Annotated in this window: 21 protein-coding genes; 8 read left to right on the plus strand and 13 right to left on the minus strand. The window is 66.4% G+C overall.

Features of this window, described 5'->3' with window-relative positions; genetic code table 11:
* Window positions 1-8: 8 nt before the first annotated feature.
* Both ACOI2T_RS09310 and ACOI2T_RS09315 read left to right on the plus strand, forming a co-directional pair.
* On the plus strand, window positions 9-227 hold the full coding sequence (locus ACOI2T_RS09310; protein WP_409503186.1) for a hypothetical protein: 219 nt from the start codon (window positions 9-11) through the stop codon (window positions 225-227).
* A gap of 139 nt (window positions 228-366) precedes the next feature.
* Entirely contained in the window at window positions 367-2205 is a 1839-nt protein-coding gene (locus tag ACOI2T_RS09315; protein ID WP_409503392.1) for an ABC transporter family substrate-binding protein, read from the plus strand.
* A gap of 50 nt (window positions 2206-2255) precedes the next feature.
* Here the strand turns inward: ACOI2T_RS09315 and ACOI2T_RS09320 are convergent, their stop codons facing one another.
* A complete protein-coding gene (locus ACOI2T_RS09320; RefSeq protein WP_409503185.1) occupies window positions 2256-3527 on the minus strand; it encodes a hypothetical protein in 1272 nt (423 codons plus the stop codon).
* A gap of 618 nt (window positions 3528-4145) precedes the next feature.
* Between ACOI2T_RS09320 and mshB the strand changes: the two genes are divergently transcribed.
* Both mshB and ACOI2T_RS09330 read left to right on the plus strand, forming a co-directional pair.
* On the plus strand, window positions 4146-5021 hold the full coding sequence (gene mshB, locus ACOI2T_RS09325) for an N-acetyl-1-D-myo-inositol-2-amino-2-deoxy-alpha-D-glucopyranoside deacetylase (RefSeq protein WP_409503184.1): 876 nt from the start codon (window positions 4146-4148) through the stop codon (window positions 5019-5021).
* 106 nt (window positions 5022-5127) lie between these two features.
* Window positions 5128-5577 carry a hypothetical protein gene (locus tag ACOI2T_RS09330; protein ID WP_409503183.1) on the plus strand — a complete coding sequence of 150 codons (450 nt, stop codon included), beginning with the start codon at window positions 5128-5130 and terminating at the stop codon, window positions 5575-5577.
* A 5-nt stretch (window positions 5578-5582) separates the two neighbouring features.
* Here ACOI2T_RS09330 and ACOI2T_RS09335 read toward each other — a convergent pair whose 3' ends face one another.
* Entirely contained in the window at window positions 5583-7121 is a 1539-nt protein-coding gene (locus ACOI2T_RS09335) for a hypothetical protein (RefSeq protein WP_421876348.1), read from the minus strand.
* A 268-nt stretch (window positions 7122-7389) separates the two neighbouring features.
* On the opposite strand from ACOI2T_RS09335, the gene ACOI2T_RS09340 reads away from it, so the two are divergent.
* Window positions 7390-9969, plus strand: coding sequence for a bifunctional FO biosynthesis protein CofGH (locus ACOI2T_RS09340; protein ID WP_409503181.1), 2580 nt, complete (start codon window positions 7390-7392; stop codon window positions 9967-9969).
* Window positions 9970-10084: 115 nt separating this feature from the next.
* On the opposite strand, the gene ACOI2T_RS09345 is transcribed toward ACOI2T_RS09340, so the two are convergent.
* The 7 genes from ACOI2T_RS09345 to ACOI2T_RS09375 form a co-directional block, all read right to left on the minus strand.
* The gene (locus ACOI2T_RS09345; RefSeq protein WP_409503180.1) at window positions 10085-10720 is read right to left on the minus strand and encodes an excalibur calcium-binding domain-containing protein; all 636 of its coding nucleotides are present in this window, start codon (window positions 10718-10720) and stop codon (window positions 10085-10087) included.
* Window positions 10721-10839: 119 nt separating this feature from the next.
* Window positions 10840-12129, minus strand: coding sequence for an LLM class flavin-dependent oxidoreductase (locus tag ACOI2T_RS09350; RefSeq protein ID WP_409503179.1), 1290 nt, complete (start codon window positions 12127-12129; stop codon window positions 10840-10842).
* Between the two features lie 13 nt (window positions 12130-12142).
* Window positions 12143-13366 (minus strand): acyl-CoA dehydrogenase family protein, encoded by a 1224-nt coding sequence (locus tag ACOI2T_RS09355; protein ID WP_409503178.1) that lies wholly within the window; start codon window positions 13364-13366, stop codon window positions 12143-12145.
* A gap of 2 nt (window positions 13367-13368) precedes the next feature.
* Window positions 13369-14400 carry an ABC transporter substrate-binding protein gene (locus ACOI2T_RS09360; protein ID WP_409503177.1) on the minus strand — a complete coding sequence of 344 codons (1032 nt, stop codon included), beginning with the start codon at window positions 14398-14400 and terminating at the stop codon, window positions 13369-13371.
* Window positions 14397-15113 carry an ABC transporter ATP-binding protein gene (locus ACOI2T_RS09365; RefSeq protein WP_409503176.1) on the minus strand — a complete coding sequence of 239 codons (717 nt, stop codon included), beginning with the start codon at window positions 15111-15113 and terminating at the stop codon, window positions 14397-14399. Before ACOI2T_RS09365 ends, ACOI2T_RS09360 begins: the two co-directional genes overlap by 4 nt.
* Window positions 15100-15969 (minus strand): ABC transporter permease, encoded by an 870-nt coding sequence (locus ACOI2T_RS09370; RefSeq protein WP_409503175.1) that lies wholly within the window; start codon window positions 15967-15969, stop codon window positions 15100-15102. Before ACOI2T_RS09370 ends, ACOI2T_RS09365 begins: the two co-directional genes overlap by 14 nt.
* On the minus strand, window positions 15966-17504 hold the full coding sequence (locus tag ACOI2T_RS09375) for a rhodanese-like domain-containing protein (RefSeq protein ID WP_409503174.1): 1539 nt from the start codon (window positions 17502-17504) through the stop codon (window positions 15966-15968). The genes ACOI2T_RS09370 and ACOI2T_RS09375 overlap by 4 nt, the downstream gene beginning before the upstream one ends.
* A 151-nt stretch (window positions 17505-17655) precedes the next feature.
* On the opposite strand from ACOI2T_RS09375, the gene ACOI2T_RS09380 reads away from it, so the two are divergent.
* Window positions 17656-18204 (plus strand): YceI family protein, encoded by a 549-nt coding sequence (locus tag ACOI2T_RS09380; RefSeq protein ID WP_067850752.1) that lies wholly within the window; start codon window positions 17656-17658, stop codon window positions 18202-18204.
* A 92-nt stretch (window positions 18205-18296) separates the two neighbouring features.
* Here the strand turns inward: ACOI2T_RS09380 and ACOI2T_RS09385 are convergent, their stop codons facing one another.
* Together ACOI2T_RS09385 and ACOI2T_RS09390 are read right to left on the minus strand one after the other, a co-directional pair.
* The gene (locus ACOI2T_RS09385; protein ID WP_409503173.1) at window positions 18297-20306 is read right to left on the minus strand and encodes an FAD-dependent oxidoreductase; all 2010 of its coding nucleotides are present in this window, start codon (window positions 20304-20306) and stop codon (window positions 18297-18299) included.
* Window positions 20303-20860, minus strand: a complete 558-nt coding sequence (locus tag ACOI2T_RS09390; protein ID WP_409503172.1) for a PadR family transcriptional regulator — start codon at window positions 20858-20860, stop codon at window positions 20303-20305. The genes ACOI2T_RS09385 and ACOI2T_RS09390 overlap by 4 nt, the downstream gene beginning before the upstream one ends.
* 259 nt (window positions 20861-21119) lie before the next feature.
* Between ACOI2T_RS09390 and fdxA the strand changes: the two genes are divergently transcribed.
* Together fdxA and dapC are read left to right on the plus strand one after the other, a co-directional pair.
* Window positions 21120-21443, plus strand: a complete 324-nt coding sequence (fdxA, locus tag ACOI2T_RS09395; protein WP_067850758.1) for a ferredoxin — start codon at window positions 21120-21122, stop codon at window positions 21441-21443.
* Window positions 21444-21469: 26 nt separating this feature from the next.
* Window positions 21470-22567 carry a succinyldiaminopimelate transaminase gene (dapC, locus tag ACOI2T_RS09400; protein ID WP_409503171.1) on the plus strand — a complete coding sequence of 366 codons (1098 nt, stop codon included), beginning with the start codon at window positions 21470-21472 and terminating at the stop codon, window positions 22565-22567.
* A gap of 71 nt (window positions 22568-22638) precedes the next feature.
* On the opposite strand, the gene ACOI2T_RS09405 is transcribed toward dapC, so the two are convergent.
* A complete protein-coding gene (locus ACOI2T_RS09405) occupies window positions 22639-23256 on the minus strand; it encodes a response regulator transcription factor (RefSeq protein WP_409503170.1) in 618 nt (205 codons plus the stop codon).
* On the minus strand, window positions 23253-24416 hold the full coding sequence (locus ACOI2T_RS09410; protein ID WP_409503169.1) for a sensor histidine kinase: 1164 nt from the start codon (window positions 24414-24416) through the stop codon (window positions 23253-23255). Before ACOI2T_RS09410 ends, ACOI2T_RS09405 begins: the two co-directional genes overlap by 4 nt.
* Window positions 24417-24427: the final 11 nt, after the last annotated feature.

Raw genomic sequence — 24427 nt, forward strand, 5'->3', positions numbered from 1 at the left:
TGAGATAGATGCAAAATAATGAAACACGTTCTAACTTAGCCCCGGTTCTCCGGCTTACCGCGCTTGCGCAAGGCTGGTCAGCTGGCGCGCGCCAATGGGTGAAAGAGGTGTCTGGCAGCGGCGATATTTTCGCAAACATCCACATAGACAACGTTTTCATCGCGGTATTGACGCCGGTCTCGGTTTTGCTGCCGTCCGCGGGCGGCGTGGCGGTGTCAGATCGCTAGACCGCATTCAGGATCAATTCAAATAGAAAGTACTTCTGGTGGTGTCCGCCCGTATGAGTGGGGATCGGTGCGCTTTTTCGTGCGATCGGTACGGGTCGATACCCTGAGTGGCGTGCCGACAACCTGCCGCCGCGCCCGCATGACGATCGGCGCGCTCGTTTCGGTACCCGCGCTCCTGCTGGGCGGATGTACGGTCAGTCCGCCTCCCGCGCCGCAGAGCACCGAGACCACGGAGACCACGCCGCCGCCTCCGCCCAAGGCCACGCAGATCATCATGGCGATCGATTCGATCGGACCTGGCTTCAACCCGCATCTGTTGTCCGATCAGTCCCCGGTGAACGCCGCGATCGCGTCGCTGGTGCTGCCGAGTTCGTTCCGCCCGGTGGCCGATCCGAAATCTCCGACCGGTTCGCGTTGGGAACTCGACCCGACCCTGCTGGAGTCGGCCGAAGTGACCAATGAGCAACCGTTCACCGTCACCTACAAGATTCGGCCGGAGGCGCAGTGGACCGACAACGCGCCCATCGCCGCCGACGACTATTGGTATCTCTGGCGCCAAATGGTCAGCCAGCCAGGAGTTGTCGACCCAGCGGGCTATGACCTGATCACGGGAGTGCAATCGGTCGAGGGCGGCAAGACCGCGGTCGTGACGTTCTCGCAGCCGTATCCAGCGTGGCGCGAACTCTTCAACGACATCCTGCCCGCCCACATCGTCAAGGACATCCCCGGTGGTTTCGGTGCCGGGTTGGCCCGCGCGATGCCGGTCACCGGCGGACAGTTCCGGGTGGAAAACATTGACCCGCAACGGGATGAGATCCTGCTGGCCCGCAACGACCGGTACTGGAGCGTGCCGGCGAAACCTGATCTCGTGCTCTTCCGCCGCGGCGGTGCGCCCGCAGCGCTGGCCGACTCGATCCGCAACGGTGACACCCAGGTGGCCCAGGTGCACGGGGGCGCGGCAACTTTCGCGCAACTGAGCGCGATCCCGGATGTACGCACGGCCCGCATCGTCACGCCGCGAGTCATGCAGTTGACGTTGCGTGCGCAACAGCCGAAGTTGGCGGATGTCCAAGTGCGCAAAGCACTCCTGGGATTGGTGGACGTCGATCTGCTGGCGTCGGTCGGTGCCGGTGACGACAACACGGTCACTCTCGCGCAGGCACAGGTGCGCTCGCCCTCTGATCCGGGCTACGTGCCCACGGCCCCGCCCGCTATGGGCCGCGACGCCGCACTGGACCTGTTGCGCGCAGCCGGCTATCAGATCGAACCGGCCGCGACGCCGGCACCGGACGGACCGCCACCGGCGAACGACCGGCAGCGCATCACGAAAGACGGTGTCCCACTGTCTCTGGTGCTCGGCGTCGCATCGAACGATCCGACGTCGGTGGCGGTGGCCAACACCGCGGCGGACCAATTGCGCAGTGTCGGCATCGACGCATCGGTGCTGGCGCTCGATCCGGTCGCACTCTACGGTGATGCGCTGACCAACAACCGCGTCGATGCGGTGGTCGGTTGGCACCAGGCCGGGGGAGACCTGGCGACCGCGCTGGCGTCCCGATACGGTTGCCGCGCCTTGGAGGCCACCGCCGTCGCAACCGCGGCGCCGGGTACCCCGGCGTCGGCCCCGCCGAAGCCCACCACGACGGCCGCGCCCGCACCGGCTACCACCACCCCGACCACCGCGGCGCCGCCCCCGTCACCTGACTCGGGTGAGCTCGTGCAGGCGCCGAGCAACATCACCGGCATCTGCGATCGCAGCATCCAGCCGAGAATAGATGGCGCACTGGATGGTAGGGAAGACATCGCGGAGGTGATCGAGGCCGTCGAACCACGGTTATGGAACATGTCGACAGTGCTGCCGATCCTGCAGGACACCACCATCGTCGCGGCAGGCCCGAGTGTGCAGAACGTCAGCTTGTCGGGGGCCGTTCCGGTTGGGATCGTCGGCGACGCCGCGAACTGGACGAAGACGCGGTGAACAAAACAGTGGACCCCCTCGAAGAGGAGGTCCACCGCGTTGTCGGTGAATCAGGCTGCGTCGCTCGAGCCTGAGCTCTCACCGGAATCGGATGAGCTGCTTGAGCTTTCGCTCTTGCTCTTCGTGCTCTTGCCCGACAATCCCTCAGCAGCCTTCTTGAACCCGTCACTGACGTTCTTGACGGTGTTCCGGATGTTGTCGCGGACCTGCTTGAGCGGGTTCGCGCGATCCGACTTGGTGATCGTCCCGGTCTTACCGGGCACGGCCACCGGGCTGTCCTTCACGACGTCGGTGGCGACCGGCGATGCGGTTTCGGCGGCGGGCGCCTCGACCTCCTCGGCAGGCGCTGTCGCGTCGCTCTCCGGTGCCGACGCTGACGTCTCCTCGGTTCCCCCGGTTACCGCGGTTTCCGTCGAAGTGGTTGCCGCATCCGCCGTTTCGGCCGGCGCGACGTCGAGCGTCACCACCTTGGCAGCCGAATCCAGCGTCGCGTCCGCAGCGGCGCTCGGCGCTTCCACGGGCGGCTTGATCGCCGCGGCGAGGGCCTCGCGTGCTTGCCGCAGACTCGACAGGAGACCCAGGTTGGGGCCGAAGATCCCACCACCCAGCTCGTTGCCGTTGAGGAACGCATCGGTGATGACGGCAGGTCCACTGAGTATCGCGTTGACGACACCGAGCGGGTCACCATTCTTGAGCGAGTCGACGATGTCCTGGCCGACGTTGCCCGCGACGGTGATCGTGGTGTAGGCGACGTTGATCGCACCGAGCAACGGCATGACCACGATGAGCGGGTTGTTCAGGATGTTCAGCGTGTTCTGGACGGGCTGCTTGACGGCGTTGATGATCGGCTCCAGCAGGGGAAGGCCGACGTTCAAGACCGGACTGAGAAACGCGCTCCATGCATTGGCCACCGCGCCGTTGATGTCTCCCTCGAGGAGGTCGGACAACGCGAGCTGCAACTGTGCCGGAATGCCGTAGGGGTTGGCCGGGTCCAACACGTTGATGAGTCCCTCGCCGGCCCCCTGTAGGCCCTCGAAGAGAGACTCGGCGGTCGCGAGCTGGTTCGCGATGATCTGCCTCAGCACCGGAGCCGGATCGTCCAGTTCTGCGCTGATTGTGGCGCCGACGTTCGTGACGGTGTTGGTCACCAGCGCCAGATAGGCCTCGAGCGGATTTGCTGACGCCGACAGTTCGACCTGGGGTGACGAAATCGCCGAAACCGTGACGTCGGGTATCGGCGGAGCGACCGGGCTGATCGCGATGGCACTGGCCCCGACCAGTGCTACGCCTGCCGCCAGATAAGAACGTGCAGCGACTTGCATGGGGTCTCCTTACCTCGATGTAAATCCCCCGGCGAGGCAGAAGCTACCTGAGAGTAAATTAATAGTTCGGCAAATTTCGGAAACTTGCATTCAAGCCTCCAGCGCCGGTTACTGCGATCGTTAACAACGGAAACTAGCTCCTGAAGTCGCATGTCATTGGCCATTCTCGATACCTGTTCACCCGCCGGCCGCACAGTAGTGGGGCCGTTTGGATTGAAAAATGCCAGGGCGGGCAACGTCGCTCATTAGTGATCGCCATTTGCTATGTGGTGCACATCACACAAGAATCCCAGGTTGATCCCGCGAACTTAAGGCGGCCTAACATTTGCGCGATGTCGCACGCTGCACCAGCCACCCGGAAACGGCCGCGCGGGGCGGCCAGGACATCGGCGAAGTGCGGTCAGCCTGCCGTGGTGAGAGGAGGTAATCCCGTGCCGGCGAGTTCGCCAGATCATTGCGGTAGCAAGCGCTTGTCAGCGCCCGCCACTTTCGCGTTCGGCCAGTGCGGCGGCCACATCAGACCTTCGATCGGGGGTCGACCTGAGTAACGCCTGAGAGTTGTCAGCAGGCCGGATCGCCAACGCGCAGACCGACGGTCGCGCGGTAGCGTCACAGGCGATGCCAACGCATGTGAAGCCCCGTCTGCTGTTCGTCCACGCCCACCCTGACGATGAAACCCTCACCACCGGCGGAACCATCGCGCATTACGCAGCGCTGGGGGCTGAGGTCAAGGTCGTCACCTGCACCCTCGGCGAAGAAGGTGAGGTGATCGGCGACCGGTATGCCCAGCTGACCGTCGACAACGCCGATCAGCTCGGGGGATACCGGATTACTGAGCTCACCGCGGCCCTGCAGGCTCTTGGGGTCGACGGTCCGCATTACCTTGGCGGAGCCGGCCACTGGCGCGATTCGGGCATGGCCGGGACGCCCTCGCGCGGGCCTCAGCGGCGTTGGGTCGATGCCGACATGACCGAGGCGGTAGGAAAACTGGTGACCATCATCGGTGAACTCCGGCCACATGTCGTCGTGACCTACGACCCCAACGGGGGATACGGACACCCCGACCACATCCAGACCCATCGCGTCACGACCGAAGCCGTCGCTGCCTCGGCCGACGCTGTTGGCTGGGCCGTGCCCAAGTTCTACTGGACTGTGATGGCAACGAGCGCGATGGGTGCCGGGCTGCAGGCGGTGAAGGAGTTACCCGAAGGTTGGATCCGGATCAATGCCGACGACGTTCCATTCGGTTTCTCCGACGACCAGATCGACGCCGTCGTCGACGTATCCGCATATCTGCCGGCCAAGGTGGCCGCCATGCGGGCTCACGCCACGCAGGTCACCGTCTCGCCCAAGGGCGATGCCCTCGCCTTGTCCAACAACATCGCGTTGCCGCTCATCGGCGAGGAGCACTATGTACTCGTGTCCGGTGACCCTGGACCGCGCGACGCCCGCGGTTGGGAAACCGACCTACTCGCCGGATTGAATCTGGAATAGGCGAAACCACACGCGGTAAGCTCCGGTCAGTCGTCGAAGGGATATCCATGGACCCCGATCTGGATCCGAACCTCCAGCACTGGCAGGACCGGGCAGACAACTTCCAGTGGGTGGTGGGCTCGCTGGTGTCGCTGCTCGACAGCATCCCGACCTGACCTCGACCAAGTCCCGCGTCGTCGAAACCGATGACGCGGATCCGGTGCTGGCCGGAATCGTTCTGACCCTGCTCGCCGTCGACGGCATCATCTCTGCCGTCGTCGGCGCATTGTTGTTGCCGTCGTACATCGGCGGAATCCCGTTCCCCATCAGTGCGGTCATCAGTGGGGTGGTCAACGCCGCGCTCGTATGGGCCGCGATGCAGTGGTCGGATTCCTTACTGCGCGGCGGGCTGCCGCTGTGGACCTGGCTGGCCGCCGTCGTCGCGATGACGTTCGGCGGACCAGGCAACGATTACATCTTCGCCGGATCGGGGATCTTCGCCTACAGCGCGCTCATCTTCATCGCCGTAGGCGCCTTACCGGCAGCGTGGCTGTTGCGGCGGAGGTACCGCCGCTAGCCCCGCTAGTCGGACTTCTCCGACTTTTGCTTCTTGTCAGCTTTGTCCGCTTTGTCGGCGCCGGCCGGCTTGTCCTTCTTGGCCGGCTTCGCGGCTTCGGACTTCTTCTCAGTGGTCTTGTCGGACGCGGTCTCGGAGTCCTTGTCGGACGTCTTGGTGCTGGAGGCGGCCTTCGTCGCATCCTTCACCGCGTCACGGACGTTCTCCGACACCTTCTTCACGTCGGCCGCCGTCTTGGCGACTGTCTTGTCGACCGCCTCCTGAACGTTCTTGGCCAGCGTCCGCGCGGGCTTCGGCGCAGCGGTGTCCTCGGTTTCCGTCGCCTCGGTGTCCGGGGTGGTCACGGTGTCGGTCGCGCCGGTCGTGTCGGTCGATTTCACCAACGTGCGCACCGATTCGGGGACGCTGGTGACTACCGCCGTACCGGTCTTCGTGGCCAGGTCCGGCGTGAAGAAATCGATCTGGTCGCGAACATAGTTCCCGAGCGCATCGACCGACGCGGACCCATGGTCAACCGCGCTGTCCACCACGAACCGGGCCTGGGTGCCGAGCGCCCGCAACGGACCCTCGCCGTTGCGCAGCACGTCGGTCAGGAATCCCTCCGGGACACCGATGAGGTCATTGACGAATCCGACCTCCTGGATGGACAGAGCATTGAGGAGGTTGTAGTTGATGTCGATCTGCTGGTTGACCAAGCCCAGCCCGAGGCCGTCGAAAACCGGCTCGATGGCGTTGATGACGCCCTCGGTGACGGCTTGTGACGTGGCCAGCGTCAGGTTGTTCGCGGCGATGGCGGCATTTGTGGCTGCTTCGACCGGCGGCAGGATGAGGTCACCGATCAGCGACGGTAGCGACGCGATACTGGGCGCCGCGGCCAGGTTCGCAGTCGGTGCGGCAAGATCCGCCGCCAGGAACGGCCCCTGCAATGGCGGGCGCGGGGGGAGGGGGAGGGGCGGCAGCGGAATGAAGGTGTTCGCGACGTCGATTCCGAGCCAGACGAACGACAACGCGACATCCACGCCGAAGTCGACGAGGTTCTGAGCGATGCCGCCGTCCCCGCGAAGCCAGTCGGTGAAGTTGAAGACCGCACTTGCGACCAGCGAATTCCCGAAGTTGTAGCCGTCCATGAGCAGGCCACCGGCCCAGCCGCCGACCCACGGAACCCAGCCGAGTGCGTAGGCGCCGAGTTCGAACCCGTACCGCACCCACGGCTCGAAGGTCAGATAGATGTTGTCGATCGTGTTGGCCAGGTTGGGTGCGATCGCCAGGGCGGTCGGGGCTGCGGTCACCGCCGCGGCCGGGGCCGATTCGACCGCGCCGGACGCGCCACCCGACGGCACCTTGGGCACCGGCACGGCCGCCGTCATGCGGCTCGCCGCCGCGAGCAGGTCGACCATGGCCTGCGACAACTGCGGCTCGGTGGAAACCGAGTGCGCCGGCACTGCGATGTCGTCGGGGGTTACCTGGATCGGAGTCAGGGCAAGAGTTGTCGCAGTGGCCGCGGCGGCGCCTGCCATCAGGTATGAGCGGACAGAAACGTTCATGACGGCACCCCTGAGATCCCTCCCCGACCCACAACAAATCTAACGTTGATCTTGACCTTACTGGCAGAAATGGCCAAGTCCGCGTGCTGGTGGCAGCGCGTCATATAACGGCTTGAAAACAAGCATCGAACACATCAGGAGCAGCAGGGCGCCACGTCGCCCGATGCTGGGACTACTGTGGCTCCCATGTCCTGGCTATGGCAGGCTCCGTTGGTTTCAGAATGTGAGACGCGTGGATGATTGTGGACAACGGCGGGGTTACACGGAAGTGGCTCTAGACCCCCAGCACGGCGCAGATCTACCCAGCCCCGTGGTTCCACCGAAAGCCGGAGTGTCCAGCCCTGCCGCGCTGCGGCGTGTCTTGCGGCGGGCGCGTGATGGTGTCGCCCTCAATGTCGACGAGGCCGCGATCGCGATGACGGCCCGTGGCGAGGATCTCGCTGATTTGTGCGCGAGTGCGGCGCGAGTGCGTGATGCCGGGTTGAGGACTGCGGGCCGGCTCGGCGCGAATGGCAGGTTGCCGGTCAGTTACTCGCGCAAGGTGTTCATCCCGGTCACTCATCTGTGCCGCGACACGTGTCATTACTGCACGTTTGTCACGGTGCCCGGCCGGCTGCGCAGCCAGGGCATGGGCATGTACATGGAGCCCGACGAGATTCTCGATGTCGCGCGTCGCGGCGCCGAACTGGGCTGCAAGGAGGCGCTTTTCACCCTTGGCGATCGCCCGGAGGCACGCTGGGAAGAGGCGCGGCGGTGGCTCGATGAGCGTGGCTATGACTCGACGCTGGATTACGTGCGCGCGATGGCGATCCGGGTTTTGGAGGAGACGGGGCTGCTGCCGCATCTCAATCCCGGGGTGATGAGCTGGTCGGAGCTCTCGCGGCTCAAGCCCGTCGCCCCGTCGATGGGCATGATGCTGGAGACGACGTCACGGCGACTGTTCGAGACAAAGGGGCTCGCGCATTACGGCAGCCCGGACAAGGATCCGGCGGTGCGGCTGCGCACCCTCGACGACGCCGGGCGGTTGTCGATCCCGTTCACCACCGGTCTGTTGGTGGGTATCGGTGAGACGTTGACCGAGCGTGCCGAGACCATGCATGCGATCCGGAAGTCGCACAAGGAGTTCGGGCACGTTCAGGAAGTGATCGTGCAGAACTTCCGGGCCAAGGATCACACCGCGATGGCCTCGACCCCGGATGCGGGTATCGAGGACTTCTTGGCGACGATCGCGGTGACGCGGCTGGTGCTCGGGCCGAAGATGCGCATTCAGGCGCCGCCGAACCTGGTGTCGCGTGCGGAGTGCCTGGCGCTGATCGGCGCGGGTGTCGATGACTGGGGTGGGGTGTCGCCGCTGACTCCCGATCATGTCAATCCCGAACGGCCGTGGCCTGCGCTCGACGATCTCGCCGAGGTGACGGCCGAGGCCGGCTACGACTTGGTGCAACGGCTGACGGCGCAGCCGCAGTATGTGCAGGCCGGTGCGGCGTGGATCGATCCGCGGGTGCGGGGCCATGTCGATGCGCTGGCCGATCCCGATACCGGGTTCGCCCTCGACGTGAATCCGGCGGGTCGGCCGTGGCAGGAGCCCGATGAGGCCTCGGAATCGTTGGGGCGTATCGATCTGCATGCCGCGATCGACTCCGAGGGCCGGTTGACCGAGACCCGCAGTGACCTTGACAGCGCGTTCGGCGACTGGGAGTCGATTCGGGCGAAGGTGTCCGAGTTGGCGGCGCGGGCCCCGGAGCGCATCGACACTGATGTGTTGGCGGCGTTGCGGTCGGCGGAGCGTGATCCGGGCGGGTGCAGCGACGACGAGTATCTGGCGCTGGCCACGGCCGACGGCCCGGCGCTGGAAGCCGTTACCGCGCTGGCGGATTCGTTGCGGCGCGATGTCGTGGGCGATGACGTGACGTTCGTCGTCAACCGCAACATCAACTTCACCAACATCTGCTACACGGGCTGCCGGTTCTGCGCGTTCGCGCAGCGCAAGGGCGATGCCGATGCGTATTCGCTGTCCACCGACGAGGTCGCCGACCGGGCGTGGGAGGCGCACGTGGCCGGGGCGACCGAGGTGTGCATGCAGGGCGGTATCGATCCGGAGCTCCCGGTCACCGGGTACGCCGATCTGGTGCGGGCGGTCAAGGCGCGGGTGCCGTCGATGCATGTGCATGCGTTCTCGCCGATGGAGATCGCCAACGGTGTCACCCGCAGCGGGTTGTCGATCCGGGAGTGGTTGACCTCGCTGCGTGAGGCCGGGCTGGACACCATCCCGGGCACTGCGGCCGAGATCCTCGACGATGAGGTGCGCTGGGTGCTGACCAAGGGCAAGCTGCCGACGTCGCTGTGGATCGAAGTGGTCACCACCGCACACGAGGTGGGGCTGCGGTCATCGTCGACGATGATGTACGGCCACGTCGATCAGCCCCGGCATTGGGTGGGGCATCTCAACGTGCTGCGGTCCATCCAAGATCAGACCGGTGGGTTCACCGAGTTCGTGCCGCTGCCGTTCGTGCATCAGTCCTCGCCGCTGTATCTGGCGGGTGGCGCGCGGCCGGGTCCGACGCATCGTGACAACCGGGCCGTGCATGCATTGGCGCGGATCATGTTGCACGGCAGGATCTCTCACATCCAGACCAGCTGGGTCAAGCTCGGCATCGAGCGGACCCAGGTGATGCTGCGCGGCGGCGCCAACGACCTCGGCGGCACGTTGATGGAAGAAACCATCTCACGCATGGCAGGCTCGGAGAACGGATCAGCCAAGACCGTCGAAGAACTCGTCGCGATCGCCGAGGGCATCGGCCGCCCGGCCCGCCAACGCACCACCACCTACTCGCCCCAGGCCGCTTAACTCGGCCTCGGGGCTTGGCACCGGGCCTTGGGGCCTCGGGGCTTCGGCACCGCGAGCGACCGTGTCTGTACGCCGACACGCCTCAAATTGGCGGCCTTTTGCGGTCGCTCGCGGGCTACGAGAGTGCGCTCGCGCGCGTCAGGCAGTTGACATCATGCCCGTCACCCGCGGTGCCCGAATCCACGAGTCGGCCATCGAGAATCTCGCACGCGAGTGTCCCGGCGTCGCCCATCACCGGGTCGGCGCCGACCATCTGCTCGCCGCTGCCGCTGCTGGTCAACCTCGCCTGCCCGCCGCAGTATGAAGCGGTTTGCAGGGTTCCGGCGTCGGCGGCCGGTGCGGTGATGTCGATGCAGTCGGTGCCGGTCCAGTTGACGACGGTCGTGAAGCCGGCGCCGGCGATCGGCGGCGCGGCGGGCGCCTGATTGGTCGGGGCTGTCGCGACCGGCGCCCCGCCGTACAGCGGCAGTCCACCGCCTGCGTATCCGCCACCACCGCCACCACCGCTTTCGCATGCGACGCCATCGCCGTCGCGATCCAACTTCGAGCTGTAGCCGGGCTGGCCCGCATAGAGCGGGGCGGCGCCGGCAGCTCGGGCCGCCGCGCAGTTGGGGTACGCCCCAGCCGTCGGCGCGGTGAACACAGTAAGAAGAGGCACGACGACTGCGCCGCACGCCAGTCCCACGATGAAGGTGCGCATCGATGTTCCGATCTTGAAATTGACCTCGACGACAATTGCCGTTGTCGGCACATCATGCACGAAGTGGGATCGGTCGGGTGCAGGTTTCGGCCGGACCGAGCGACCGCAAAATGCCGACTATCGCGGCGTGTCGGCGTACAAACACGGTCGCTCGCGGTGCAAGGGGAGGGCTAACTCAAGCCGAGGTTGCCCCGCAGTGTGGTGGCCTCGTATTCGCGGCGGAAGAGGCCGCGGCGCTGGAGCTCGGGAACGAGCTGCTCGACGATCGACCGCAAGCCGTCGGGAAAGAAGTCGGTGTTGAGGTTGAACCCGTCGGCCGCGCCGGCCGTGAACCACTCTTCGATCGAGTCGGCGACCTGTTCGGGTGTGCCGACGATGCTGCGGTGTCCGTTCGGATTGCGTTGGAGCAGTTGGCGAACCGTGAGCTGCTCGGCGCGGGCGAGTGCGAGCACAGCAGAAGCGAATCCGATCCCGGCGCGGCTGGAGCCGATCGAGTCGATCTTGTCCCACGGCAACTGGGCATCGAGCCGGAGGTCGCCGACGTCGAGACCCAGTATGGCGCTGAGTGATTGGAGCTCACTGTCAAAGCCGACGACTTCATCCAGCCATTGCTTGCGGTCGTTTGCCTCCTGCTCGGTGCTGCCGAGAACCGGGAACAAGCCGGGCAGGATCACGATGTCGTCCGGTTTACGGCCGTACCCGACGGCTTTCGACTTCAACGTCTGATAGAACTCGCGCGCCGCACCCACGGTGTGATGCACCGTGAAGACCGCGTCGGCGTGCCGGGCGGCGAGCTCGACTCCTTGTGGCGAGCCGCCGGCCTGCAACAACACCGGACGGCCCTGTGGTGACCGCGGCACGTTGAGCGCACCGTCGACGCGAAAGTACCTGCCGCGGAAGTCCACCGGACGTATCCGCGTGGCGTCGGCGAACTTGCCCGACGCCTGATCGGCGATCAACGCGTCGGCGTCCCAGGACTCCCACAGTGCGATCGCGACACGCACGGATTCCTCGGCACGGCCGTAGCGTTCGTCGTGTCCCGGCTGTTCGTCGTAGCCGAACAGCCGGGCCGATTCCGGCGCGCGGGTCGTCACCACGTTCCACGCCGCCCGGCCGCCCGACACATAGTCGAGTGAGGCGATCTTGCGGGCGATCGTGTACGGGTGCTCGAAACTCGACGACACCGTCGCCACCAGCCCCACGTGCTCGGTCACCCGGGCCACCGCTGTCAGCGGGACGATCGGGTCGAGCGCCTGCCACGGCCGCGAGACCGACGGCGCCCCGTAGTCGAACTCGTCGGAGAAGAAGACCGCGTCGAGCCGTCCGGCCTCGGCCAGCCGGCCGATCTCCTCGTAGAAGCCGAGGTCCAAGAACCCCAGCGGATCGTCGGCCACCCGCCATGAAGCCGGGTGGCGCCCACTGCTGTTGACGTTGATGTTGAGATGCAACTGCCGTGTCATCGTTCCTCCGGGCTCAGTCGTCGGCGAGGGCCGCGAGTGGACGCAGCGGATGGGCCAACGTCCACGGATCGGCCACCGACTCGTCGATCAACCACTTGCCGACCGCATACGGCTTCCAGCGCACCGCGTCGTGCAGGGTGTGGGTTCGAGCGTCGCGCCAGTACCGGTCGAGGCCGAGCGCGGGTTTGGTGGAACTGGCGCCGCCGATGTCGAACAACGCCGACGTCACGGCCAGCGCGGCCCTGGCGGCGACGACTTTCGCCTGCGCGACTTCGTAGAACGCCTCGACTACGGCCGAAAGTGCGGAGGTGTCGGTGAGTTTCGCCAACTGTCTGGCGGCTGACTCCACGGCACGGCGTGCGGTCCAGGTGGTGATCCGCAGTTCGCCGAGGGCCGCCACACCGATCGCGTCGTCGCGGAACTCGCGGTGCTCGGCACCCCGCCCGGCGTGCACCTTCCTCGCCAGAGTGACGGCCTCCTGCAACGCGCCCTCCGCCAGACCGACGTCGATTGCGGCGTGCACCACATGGTTCAGGCCGGAATGCCGGTACTGGGCGCGAGTGCCCGGCAGCGGTGCCAGGATCTGTGTGGCCTCGACAGTGACATCGTGGAACTCGACGGTGCCCGAGCCGGTGGTGCGCTGCCCGAAACTGTCCCAGTCGTCATGGATCTCGACACCTGGCGTGGTTCGGGGTATCACCACGGTATACGGCTGGCCGTCATCCCCGCGGGCGATCACGGTGATCAAGTCGGCAAGCAGCGCACCGGTCGAGTACACCTTGCGGCCGGATAGCGTCCAGGTTCCGTTGCGTTGCAGCACAGTCGTTTCCGACGCGCCGGGTGGGCGCTCGCCGGGTTCGGCGGCGGCGTTGCCGAAGAAGGCGCCCGAGCCGATGGCGGTCAGGAACCGCCTCCGTTGCGGTGACGGCGACAACCGCAGCCGCTCGACGGTGCTGAAGTGGTTCTGCGGAATCTGCCCGAGGCTGCCGTCGGCAGAGGCGACCGCAATGATCGCCTGGGTCAACACCTCCTGGTCGAACCCGAGACCGCCGAATTCCACCGGGGTGGTCAACGCCCAGAACCCGATCCCGCGCAGACGTTCGATCTCGTCGATGGCGTACCGGCGATTCCGGTCTCGGTCATGGGCGCCCGCGCGGATCTCGTCGACGGCTCCGCTGAGCTCGTCCAGAAATGCCTCGGGTGTGCCCGTCTTGGTGGACGTGTGCGTGGCGACCATGCCTACTTCACCGGCGCCGCGGCTTGTGGACCCTGGGCCTTCTGTGCGTCGTTGTAGCGCGGGTCGTACTCGATCGCCACGGCCACCGGCTTCTTGAGCACTCCGGCGGCGTGCAGTTCGTCGGCCACGGCCTGCTCTTCGGCCACCAGCGCGGCGTCAAGCCTGCGGAACGGGCCGCTGCGCACCTGGTACTCGAATTCGGTTCGCGCATCGCTGAGTTTGAGCGTGGATTTCAGGGTCTGCTTGACCGTGTCCGGGTTGTCGTCGTACCAGGTCCAGAATCCCGACAGCCGGGTGAAGAAGTCGCGCAGTGCCTCGTCTTTGGCGGGATCGGCCAGCACATCGGTGCGCGCGGTCCACACGTTCAGTGCGGGGATCTTGGTGTCCCGCTCGGACAGCAGGATCTTGGCGTCGCCCTTGGTGATCGAGTCGAGGATCGCGGCCTGCCCGCCGGAGTACACGTCGACCTGACCGGAGTTGAACGCGGCGGCCGAGGCGTTGCCGTCGTTGAATTTTACTGGCTTGATGTTTGATTCGGTGAGTTTCGCGCGCGACAGCGACACCAGGTACTGGGCGTGGTTGTAGCCACCGAAGTTGTAGGCCCATGTGTGGCCGCGGAGGTCGGCCAGGCTGTTGATGCCTGAGTTTGCGCGCACAGCTGTCACCAGCGGCGTGTAGCGGGGGTCGAAGCCGTTGCGCCAGCCTGCGACGATCTTGAGCGGAACGGTCTGCTCGGTCCAGTCCTGCGCCGCGTTGGCCTGCTCGATGGTCAGCGACGTATCGCCCATGTGGCCGACGTCGATGGTTTTGCCGTACAAGGCCGACAGGTTGGCGGCGGGCCCGGCGAGGATCGCCCACTCGACGTCGTACGGCGCGCCGTCGAGCACACCCGATTCCTTCACCAGCGCGGGTATGCCGTTGTCCTGGTAGGCGATCACCAGTTTCGTCCGGCCGCCGTCGTCGCCGGACGAGCAGCCGGTGAGCAACGCGATGACAAGCGCGAGAACGGTCAGCGGGGCCAGTATTCGGGTCATAGGGGTTCTTTCACGTTCGTGCCGAGGCTGTCGAGCACCTGGCGTTTGATGGCGTTGAAGGCGGGGGAGGTGACGTCGCGCGGGCGGGGCAGGTCAACGGCCAGGTCAGCCTGGACGAGCCCCTTCCCGAGCACGACGATCCGGTCTGCCAGGAGTACTGCTTCCTCGATGTCATGGGTCACCAGCAGCACGCCGACCTGATGCTCCTGCCACAGCGTGGTGACCAGATCCTGGGCGGTCCGCCGTGTGAATGCATCGAGCGCTCCGAAAGGCTCGTCCAGCAACAGCAATTCGGGTGAGCGAACCAGCGCACGCGCGAGACCGACGCGCTGGGCTTCGCCGCCGGAGAGGTTCTTGGGCCACGACTGTGCCTTGTCCGCGAGCCCGACCTCGTCGAGTGCTGCGAGTGCACGACGGTAGGTGTCACCGCGTCTCGACGTGCTGAGCGCGACGTTCTTCCACACGCGCTGTGCCTGGATGAGCCGAGGTTCCTGAAAGACCACCGAGGTACGGGATGTGATGCTCACATGTCCGGCCGTGGCGTCCTCCAGTCCGGCGAGGATGCGCAACAGCGTCGTCTTCCCGGTGCCGGACCGGCCCAGCAGTGCCACGAATTCGCCTTTGCGCACGGTCAATTGGAAGTCGTCGAGGATGACCTGATCGCCGTAGGTCTTCGAGAGGCCGGTCAGGTCGATGACATCACTTGCCGTCATGGGTGGACCTCCACGGCAACAGCAGGTGCTCGAGCAACCGCATGATGACGTCGACGACGATACCGAGTGCCGCGTACACCAGGATTCCGGCCAGGATGATGTCGGTGCGCTGAAACTGGTTGGCGGTGTTGAGGATGTAGCCGATGCCCGATGTTGTGTTGATCTGCTCGGCGGCGACCAACGCCAGCAGCGCGGTACCCGCCGCATACCGCCATCCGACCAGGATCCCCGGCATGGCGAGCGGGACGACGATGAGGCGGATGGCTTCGGTACGGCTGAGTTCGAAGGTCTGGGCGACCTCCAGCAGGCGGCGGTCGATGCCGCGGATGCCGTGATAGGTGTTCAGGTACACCGGAAAGATCGACGCCCCGACGATGAGGGCGACTTTCGATTCCTCGCCGATACCGAACCACACGACGAACAACGGCACCATCGCGATGAACGGGATGGTGCGCAGCATCTGCAGCGGCGCGTCATACACCCGTTCGGCGACCGACCACAACCCGGCCGCGACGCCGAGGATCAGCCCGGTGAGTCCGCCGATCAGCAGCCCGAGCCCCGCCCGCTGCAACGAGATGGGAAGCGCGGCTTGAAGATCACCGGTCGACGACAGCTCGCCGTAACTCTCCAGGATCGTCAGGGGCCCGGGCAGAACGGTCGGGCTCAGCCAGCCCTGCCCGGACACCAGCTGCCACGCGACGAGCAGCAGGATCGGCACGATGAAGCGCACACCGAGCGTCCGGGTGACCGACCGGCGGGGCCGGCCCGATGCGGCGGACGGCCGGTAGTCGCGTTCGACGATGGCCGGCGCGTCGGGCGATGCGGTGCCCTGTGGCGCGGCGACGGTGGCCGTCATCGGTCGTCGACGCTGTCGAAGTCGAAGAACGGATCGCCGTCCGAATCACGCAGCAGCGAGAGCTCCCATGCGAAATAGGCCTCGTACCAGGAAGCCCGTTCTGGGCCGAAATCCGGTGGGCCCGTGCGGTCGACGATCGCGCCGGCATACTCGGGATCCTCGGTGGTCAGCGCATCGGCCGCCGCCTCGATGCCGCCTTCGAGGACCGAGACCGCCGACGGCAGCGTCGCCGCGACATGTTCGGCGGCGTAGTCGGCGTCTCCGACCAGCACGACGCGCGCGCCGTCGGCGTCGGTGATGAGGTCGTCGAGGTGCTCGCGGCGGGCGTGGATCGACCCGGGCAGGTGGCCGGCGTCGTACCGCGTCGAATCGCGCAGATCCACGAGCCGGACCGGTTGGTGCTGCACGTCGCTCCACGAGATCCGGGCGACGTCGGGCAGCGGTATCTGGAAACGGTTGGCGGGCAGCACATCTTCATCGGGCGTGTAGGCGACGACCGCGAGCGGCCCGTCGTGCAGGAACCGCAGCCACTGCGCGGTGTTGGCGGCACGTACGAAATCCGGGGTGTCGACCAGAACCACCCGTGCGCCCCGGACCGCGATGAACTCGTCGGTGCCCTGTACAAGCTGCCCGCCGGGTGCCGAGACGGCCGCGGTGAAGTGCTGATCGGCGAACTCGCCCGGCGTGCGCACGTCGAGCAGATAGGTGGTGGCCGTGGAGTCGTCGAGGTGGTGGGCGACCTCGGCGACGGTGAGAACTTCGGCGCCGGCCTTCGCCAAGGTGTCGGCCGCCCACTGGGCGAGCCGCGGGGTCACCGATTCCGGAGCGGGGATGTCGGATTCCGCGCCGAACGCCAGCGCGCGACCGGACTTCTCCCACGCCGGGGTGCCATTGTGCAGCGAGAACACCGGATTGGGAATCCCGGTGTTGATCAGCGATTGGGCACCGACGATGCCGCGGGTACGGCCGGCGCAGTTGATCACCACCTTGGTCTGCGGATTGTTCACCAGTTGCGTGCCGCGGTAGGCGATCTCGGCTCCGCCGCCCGTGTTGTAGCCGCCGGGGATGTGGTGGTGGAGATACTCGGTGGCCGGACGGCTGTCGAGGACGATGACGTCTTCGCCGGCCTGCCGCCACTGTTGCAGGGTGTCGCTGTCGATCGTGGGTGTCGCGTACTTGCGCTCGATCCACTCGCCGAGCGTTTTGCTGCGGACATTCGTACCGGTGTAGATCCGGCCGCCCGCGCTCTTCCAGCCGTCGACACCGTTCTCCAGGACCTCGACATTGCGGTAGCCGAGCCGCTTGAGGAGTTCGGCGCCGCGCTCGTCCACCTCGGGCCGGCCGGCGAGCACGATCAGCGTGTCCGGATGTGGGACGAGAGCAGTGATGCGCTGCTCGAGGTCATGGAAAGGGAGGCCTGCGCTGATCGCGATGTGGCCATTGCTGCGGTCGAGGGGCGTCCGCAGGTCCAGGATGGCGATCTCACGGTCGCGGTTGGCGAGGAGATCCAGCAGGTGATGGGCGGTTATGGGCACGTCGGCCAACAATGCTCCGCACCCGCGGGCCGGGCGACGGTTGTAGTCAGCCCGATTTGAACCCGAAATCCGGGAATGAATGCGGACCGTGGTCCGGTTACTCTGTGGTGAAGGCGCCGGACGGGCCGGCCCTCGAAGGCAAGGAGACGTCATGACCGTTGCAGTAGCCACCGACCTGAGCGCAGGCACCTGGGCGATCGATCCGGTGCACTCGTCCATCAGCTTTTCGGTCCGCCACCTCGTGGTGAGCAAGGTCCGGGGCAAGTTCGACACGTTCAGCGGAGCCATCACGGTCGCAGAGGACGGCACCCCGTCGGTGACCGCCGAGATCGCCGTGGACTCCATCAATACCGGCAACGAGCAGCGCGACGCCCACCTCAAGTCCGCCGACTACTTCGGCGCCGACCAGTTCCCGGTCGCGACATTCAAATCCACCTCGGTCACCGCGAAGGGCGACAACTACGTCCTCGACGGTGAATTCACGCTCAAGGGCGTCACCAAGCCCGTCAGCCTGGATCTGGAGTTCAACGGCGTCAACCCCGGCATGGGTCACGGCGCGGTCGCCGGCTTCGAGGCATCGGTTGTGCTCAACCGCAAGGATTTCGGCATCGACATCGACATGCCGCTGGAGACCGGTGGCGCCGTCGTCGGCGACAAGGTCACCATCACCCTCGAGATCGAGGCTCTCAAGCAGGCCTGAGCCGCCGTTGTCACGCTGGAGTGGCGCCCGGCCTCGAGTGCCACTCCAGCGTGACATTCGCGGCTTTGAGCGGCCTAGAGCCAGCCCAAAGCCTAGAGCCGCGCGGCCAACTCGGTGCCCTGGCGGATGGCCCGTTTGGCGTCGAGCTCGGCGGCGAGTGCGGCCCCGCCGATGACATGCGGTGAGATGCCTTGCCCGCGTAGGCCTTCTTCGAGATCGCGCACCGACTCCTGCCCGGCGCAGACCACGACGTTGTCGACGGCGAGAACCCGGGCGTCGACACGATCGGGCCCGAAGCTGATGTGCAGACCGTCGTCGTCGATGCGTTCGTAGTTGACGCCGGAAAGCTGATGCACGCCTTTGGCCTTCAACGACGCGCGGTGCACCCAGCCGCTCGTCTTCCCGAGGTTGCGGCCCTGCGGACCTTTGGTGCGCTGCAGCAGGTACACCTCGCGGACGGCGGGGGCGGGCAGCGGCGTCACGAGCGCGCCGCGGGCCTCTTGCGGATCGGCCGCACCCCACTCGGCTTTCCATTCCTTGAGGTTCAACGTGGGGGATTGATCGGTCGTCAGGAATTCGCTGACGTCGAAGCCGATTCCGCCGGCGCCGATGACGGCCACCGACCGGCCCACCGGAGCGCCCATGATGGCCTCGGCATAAGTCAGCACCTTCGGATGATCGATTCCGGGAATGTCGGGCATCCGCGGTGTGACGCCGGTGGCGAGCACCACGTCGTCGAATCCCGCAAGCTCATCGACGCCGGCGCGCACGCCGAGCCGCACGTCCACACCGTGCTTGCGCAGCATCGTGGTGTAGTAGCGGATCGTCTGGTCGAACTCTTCCTTGCCGGGAATCCTTCTCGCCAAATCGAATTGACCGCCGATTGTGGACCCGGCCTCGAACAACGTCACCCGATGGCCACGTTGGGCGGCGCTCACCGCGGTGGCCAGCCCGGCGGGGCCGGCGCCGACGACGGCCACAGATCGGGCATGGCGCGTCGGACCCAAGACCAACGACGTCTCACGACCGGCCCGCGGGTTCAGCAGACACGAGACCTTCTTGTGCACGAAGGCATGATCCAGGCACGCCTGATTGCAGGCGATGCACGTGTTGATCTCGTCGGCATGGTCGGCGGCGGCCTTGCGAACCCAGTCCGGATCGCTCAGCAACGGCCGCGCCATCGAGATCAGTTGCACGTGGGTATCGGCGAGGATCTGTTCGGCCGTCTGGGGCATGTTGATGCGGTTGGACGCCACCACCGGAACCTGGACGTGCTCGGCGAGCGCACTGCTGATGTCGACGAATGCGCTGTTGGGCACCGACGTGACGATCGTCGGCACCCGGGCCTCGTGCCAGCCGAACCCCGAGTTGATGATCGTCGCCCCGGCCGCCTCCACTTCGGTTGCCAGCGCCACGATTTCGTCCCACGTCTGGCCGTCCTCGACGTAGTCGGCCATCGACATGCGATAGCAGATGATGAAGTCGGTCCCGACGGCCGCCCGAACGCGGCGCACGATCTCGACGGGGAACCGGCGTCGATTGGCCGGTGAACCGCCCCACTTGTCCGTGCGCTTGTTGGTGCGGGGAGCCAGGAACTGGTTGAGCAGATATCCTTCGCTGCCCATGATTTCGACGCCGTCGTACCCGGCTTCGCGGGCCAGCAGTGCGCACCTGACGAAGTCGTCGATGGTGCCGTCGACGTCACGCAGCGCGCGCGGCCGGAACGGATTGATCGGCGCCTTGATCGCCGACGCGCTCACCGAAAACGGATGGTAGGCATAACGTCCGGCGTGCAGGATCTGCAGCAGGATCTTGCCGTCCGCGTCGTGGACGGCGGACGTGATCTTGCGATGACGCCTGGCCTCGGTCGAGGAAACGAGCTGTGAGGCGAACGGCAGCAGCCAACCTGTCTTGTTGGGTGCGTACCCGCCGGTCACGATCAGGCCGACCCCGCCGCGGGCCCGCTCGGCGAAGTACTCCGCGAGCTTGCCGGTGTCGTGTGCCCGATCCTCCAGGCCGGTGTGCATCGAGCCCATCACCACCCGATTGCGCAGCGTGGTGAAGCCGAGATCCAACGGCGACAACAGGTTCGGATAGCTCATCGAGACTCCCTCAGTGCGGCTGAAACTTCGGAAAGCCAGTCGATGGCGCTCTCCTCGGCCCGGATGCCGCCGCGCAGCACCAAGTACTGATGTAATGCGCTGCCGCTGAGCCTCGCCGGATCGGGGAACTGCCGCTTCTCGTATCCCCGGTAGGTGTCCAGCAGGGCAGCGCGTTCGGCGCGCAGCGCGTCGACTTGCGAACGCAAAGCGTCGACGTCCCCGTAGGCGGCCGCACGTACTTTCACGGCCAGGTCGCGCGTGCGGTTGTCGGCTACCGAACCGCCCCGGCCGCTCAGGGGTTCGGCGATCCAGCGCGCCAGTTCGGCCCGGCCGGCGTCGGACACCGTGTAGACCTTCTTGTCCGGGCGCCCGCGTTGAACGACGGGCGTGACGTGCACCCAGCCGTCGTTCTCCATGGCCCGCAGGGTGCGGTAGATCTGCTGGTGCGAGGCCGCCCAGAAGTAACCGATCGAACGATCGAACCGGTGGGCGAGTTCGTAACCCGAGCCGGCCTGTTCACAGAGCGACACCAGGATGGCGTGCGGCAGTGCCATGCCCGCAGAGTAGGCGGTACCGGAGGTCCTATGCAACAAGTTGCACTGCAGCCAAGTGCATAGCGGGTGGCTACTAGGCGAGGTGTATCTGCAACGTTTAGTATCAGTAACCACGCGCCACCCTTAACTGGGCGGCGCGTGAAGTTAGGGCACACTGAGACGCGCGTCCAAGTATGGGCAACGCATACTGTCGCGACGGACTCACGAGTCCTGACCCACACCTACCCGACCAGCAGCCCACTGGACAGGAGAGACATCAGTGACGTACGTCATTGCCGAACCCTGCGTCGACGTCAAAGACAAGGCATGCATCGAGGAATGCCCCGTCGACTGCATCTACGAGGGTGCACGCATGCTGTACATCCACCCCGACGAGTGCGTGGACTGCGGTGCATGTGAGCCGGTCTGCCCGGTCGAGGCCATCTACTACGAAGACGATGTGCCGGACCAGTGGAGCAGCTACGCGCAGAGCAACGCTGATTTCTTCTCCGAACTCGGCTCGCCGGGCGGCGCCTCCAAGGTCGGCCAGACGGACAACGATCCGCAGGCCATCAAGGACCTCCCGCCTCAGGGTGAGGACTGATCACGGTCGCGACTGACCTCGAGCCCGTGCGCCAGCGCCGTTCAGCGATACTGCCGGAGTTCCCGTGGGACACCCTGGCCGACGTCACCGCACTGGCACGCTCGCACCCGGACGGCATCGTCGACCTTTCGGTAGGCACTCCCGTCGACGATGTAGCCCCGGTCGTCCAGCGCGCCCTGGCCGCCGGGAGTGCCGCACCCGGCTATCCGACAACCGCGGGCACGCCGGCGCTGCGTGAGGCCATGGAGATGGCCTTGCGGCGCCGCTACGGCATCACGGGGCTCGCGCCGGATGCCGTGCTGCCGGTGATCGGTACCAAGGAGCTCATCGCCTGGCTGCCGACCCTGCTCGGCCTCGGCCCGGACGATCTCGTCGTGGTGCCCGAGCTCGCCTACCCGACCTACGAGGTCGGCGCGCTTCTGGCCGGGACACAGATCGTGCGTGCCGACTCGCTGACGCAACTCGGCCCTCAAGTGCCTGCCCTGATCTATCTGAACTCGCCGAGCAATCCGACCGGCCGGGTGCTGGGTGTCGATCACCTGCGCAAAGTGGTGTCGTGGGCGCGGCAGCGCGGCGTGCTGGTCGCCTCGGACGAGTGCTATGTGGGGTTGAGCTGGGACGCCGACCCGCTCAGCGTTCTGCATCCGTCGGTCTGCGACGGGGACCATACCGGGCTGCTGGCCATTCACTCACTGTCGAAGACGTCCTCGCTGGCCGGCTACCGTGCCGGGTTCGTCGCGGGTGACCCGGCCGTGGTGGCCGAGCTGCTCGCGGTCCGTAAGCACGCCGGGATGATGGTCCCGACGCCGGTGCAGGTAGCCATGATCGCCGCCCTCGATGACGACGACCACGAAGTGGTGCAGCGCGAGCGGTACGCGCATCGGCGCGAGCTGCTGTTGCCCGCCTTCCGCGCGGCCGGTTTCACCGTCGAGCACTCCGAGGCCGGGTTGTATCTGTGGGCCACGCGCGGTGAGCCGTGTCGTGACACCGTGAAGTGGCTGGCCGAGCGGGGCATCCTCGTCGCGCCAGGCGAGTTCTACGGGCCGGCCGGTGCGCAGTACGTGCGGGTTGCGCTGACGGCCACCGACGAGCGCATCGCCGCCGCGGTAGAGCGCCTCACCTAACCCGCCGAGCAGACGCGAAAGTTCCCTGGAAGGCGCTTTCCGGGGTACCGCGGCGTCTGCTCGCGGGAGAACTACGGCAGGAGCCCGAGCGACATCGCAGTCGTGACCGCCGCGGTGCGGTCCGAGACGTCGAGCTTGTTGAACGCGCGCAGCAGATGGGTCTTCACCGTGGCCTCGCTGATGTGGAGTTCGCGGCCGATGTCGGCGTTGGTCTTGCCCTTTGCAACCAACGCGAGCACCTCGACCTCGCGCGTCGACAACGACGCGGGCGCGCGCATGAGGCCGAACAGTCGGCTCGCGACCGACGGTGCCAGCACGGTCTTGCCTGCCGCGGCATCACGCACCGCGGCCGCCAACTGTGCGCGTGAGGCGTCTTTGAGCAGATAGCCTGCCGCGCCGGCCTCGACGGCGCGCAGGATGTCGGCGTCGGATTCGTATGTGGTGACGACGACGACGCGAGTCGACACCGAGGAGGCCAGGATGCGTTCGGTCGCAGCGACCCCGTCGACACCGGGCATCCGCAGATCCATGAGAACCACGTCCGGGCGCAGGGATTCGGCCATCGTGATCGCTTCGGCGCCCGAGGCCGCCTCGCCGATGACCTCGAGATCGTCCTCGGCGTCGATCATGCCGCGCAGCCCTTCCCGGACCACCGGATGATCGTCGACCAGCAGCACTGTGGTCGTCATGCCGGAACCTCGATGTCGATGCGCACGCCGGGATGCGATGACACATCCACCGTGCCGCCCGCCTGGCCGACGCGCGCGCGAATACCCTGCAATCCGAAACCGTCATGGTGGTCATGGGGAAGCCCGATCCCGTTGTCCGACAACGTCAACCGCACCGAATCGGCCTCGGCGCGCAGCGTCACCTCGACTGCGCTGGCGTGGGCGTGCTGACGGATGTTGGCCAGTGCCTCCTGTGCGGCCCGCAGCAGGACGACGTCGGTGGCCATGCCGAGCGCGGGCAGCTGCTCGTCGACGTGCACCGTCACCGGTATGCCGGTTTCGGCGGTCAGCCGCCGGCATTGCCTGCGGATCGCAGCGGGCAGCGAGTCGTCACCGAGGGCGGCCGGCGTGAGGTCGGCGACCATGATCCGGGCCTCGGCGAGGTTCTCGCGGGCCGTGGACTCGATGAGTTCGACGTGGTCGACGGCGGCGGCGCGATCGGTCTCCAGCTCGACCTGCACGGCCTGTGCGAGCGCGACGATGCTGGTGAACCCTTGTGCGAGCGTGTCGTGGATCTCGCGGGACAGGCGCTCGCGTTCGGCGGCGGCGCCGGCCAGCCGGGACAGCCGTGCGGATTCGGCGCGGCTCGCGGCGAGTTCGGACACCACGTCCGCGAGCATCCTGCGCTGCTTCATCGAGGTCATGATCACCGTGCCGATGACGGGTGCGCTCACCACGCCGATGGCGGTGATCGCAATGGCCAGTGGGAGATTGGGGGAGCGGATGTCACCGAGTAGCGTCAGTGACAACGGGACCAGATTCACGACGGTGGTGACGGCGAGCGCGGCCGCGAGCGGCAGCGTCGCGAAGAACAGCGGGTACAGCGCGGGTATCGCGGCGACCGCAACGGGCGACGCCCACATCGCGAGCACCCACAACGCCACCACGACGACGATGAAGAGGACTGTGCGCCAAGTGGTCTCGTCGCTGCGGATGATCTGGTCGCCGACGGCCGCGATGATCACCAGGATCGCCGCCAGCGCAGCCACGGCCAGCACCACATGGCCACCGAACCGGCCCTGCAGCAAGACCACCGCGACCATGGCGACGACCAGCAGGCCCGCGACATAGGCCTTCCACAGCCAATGCCACTCGCTGCCGCGGGCCTTGGGCGCCGTCATCCTGCCGATGC

It is taken from the genome of Mycolicibacterium wolinskyi str. Jessa 2025 (genome assembly GCF_049241375.1).
GTDB lineage: Bacteria > Actinomycetota > Actinomycetes > Mycobacteriales > Mycobacteriaceae > Mycobacterium > Mycobacterium wolinskyi.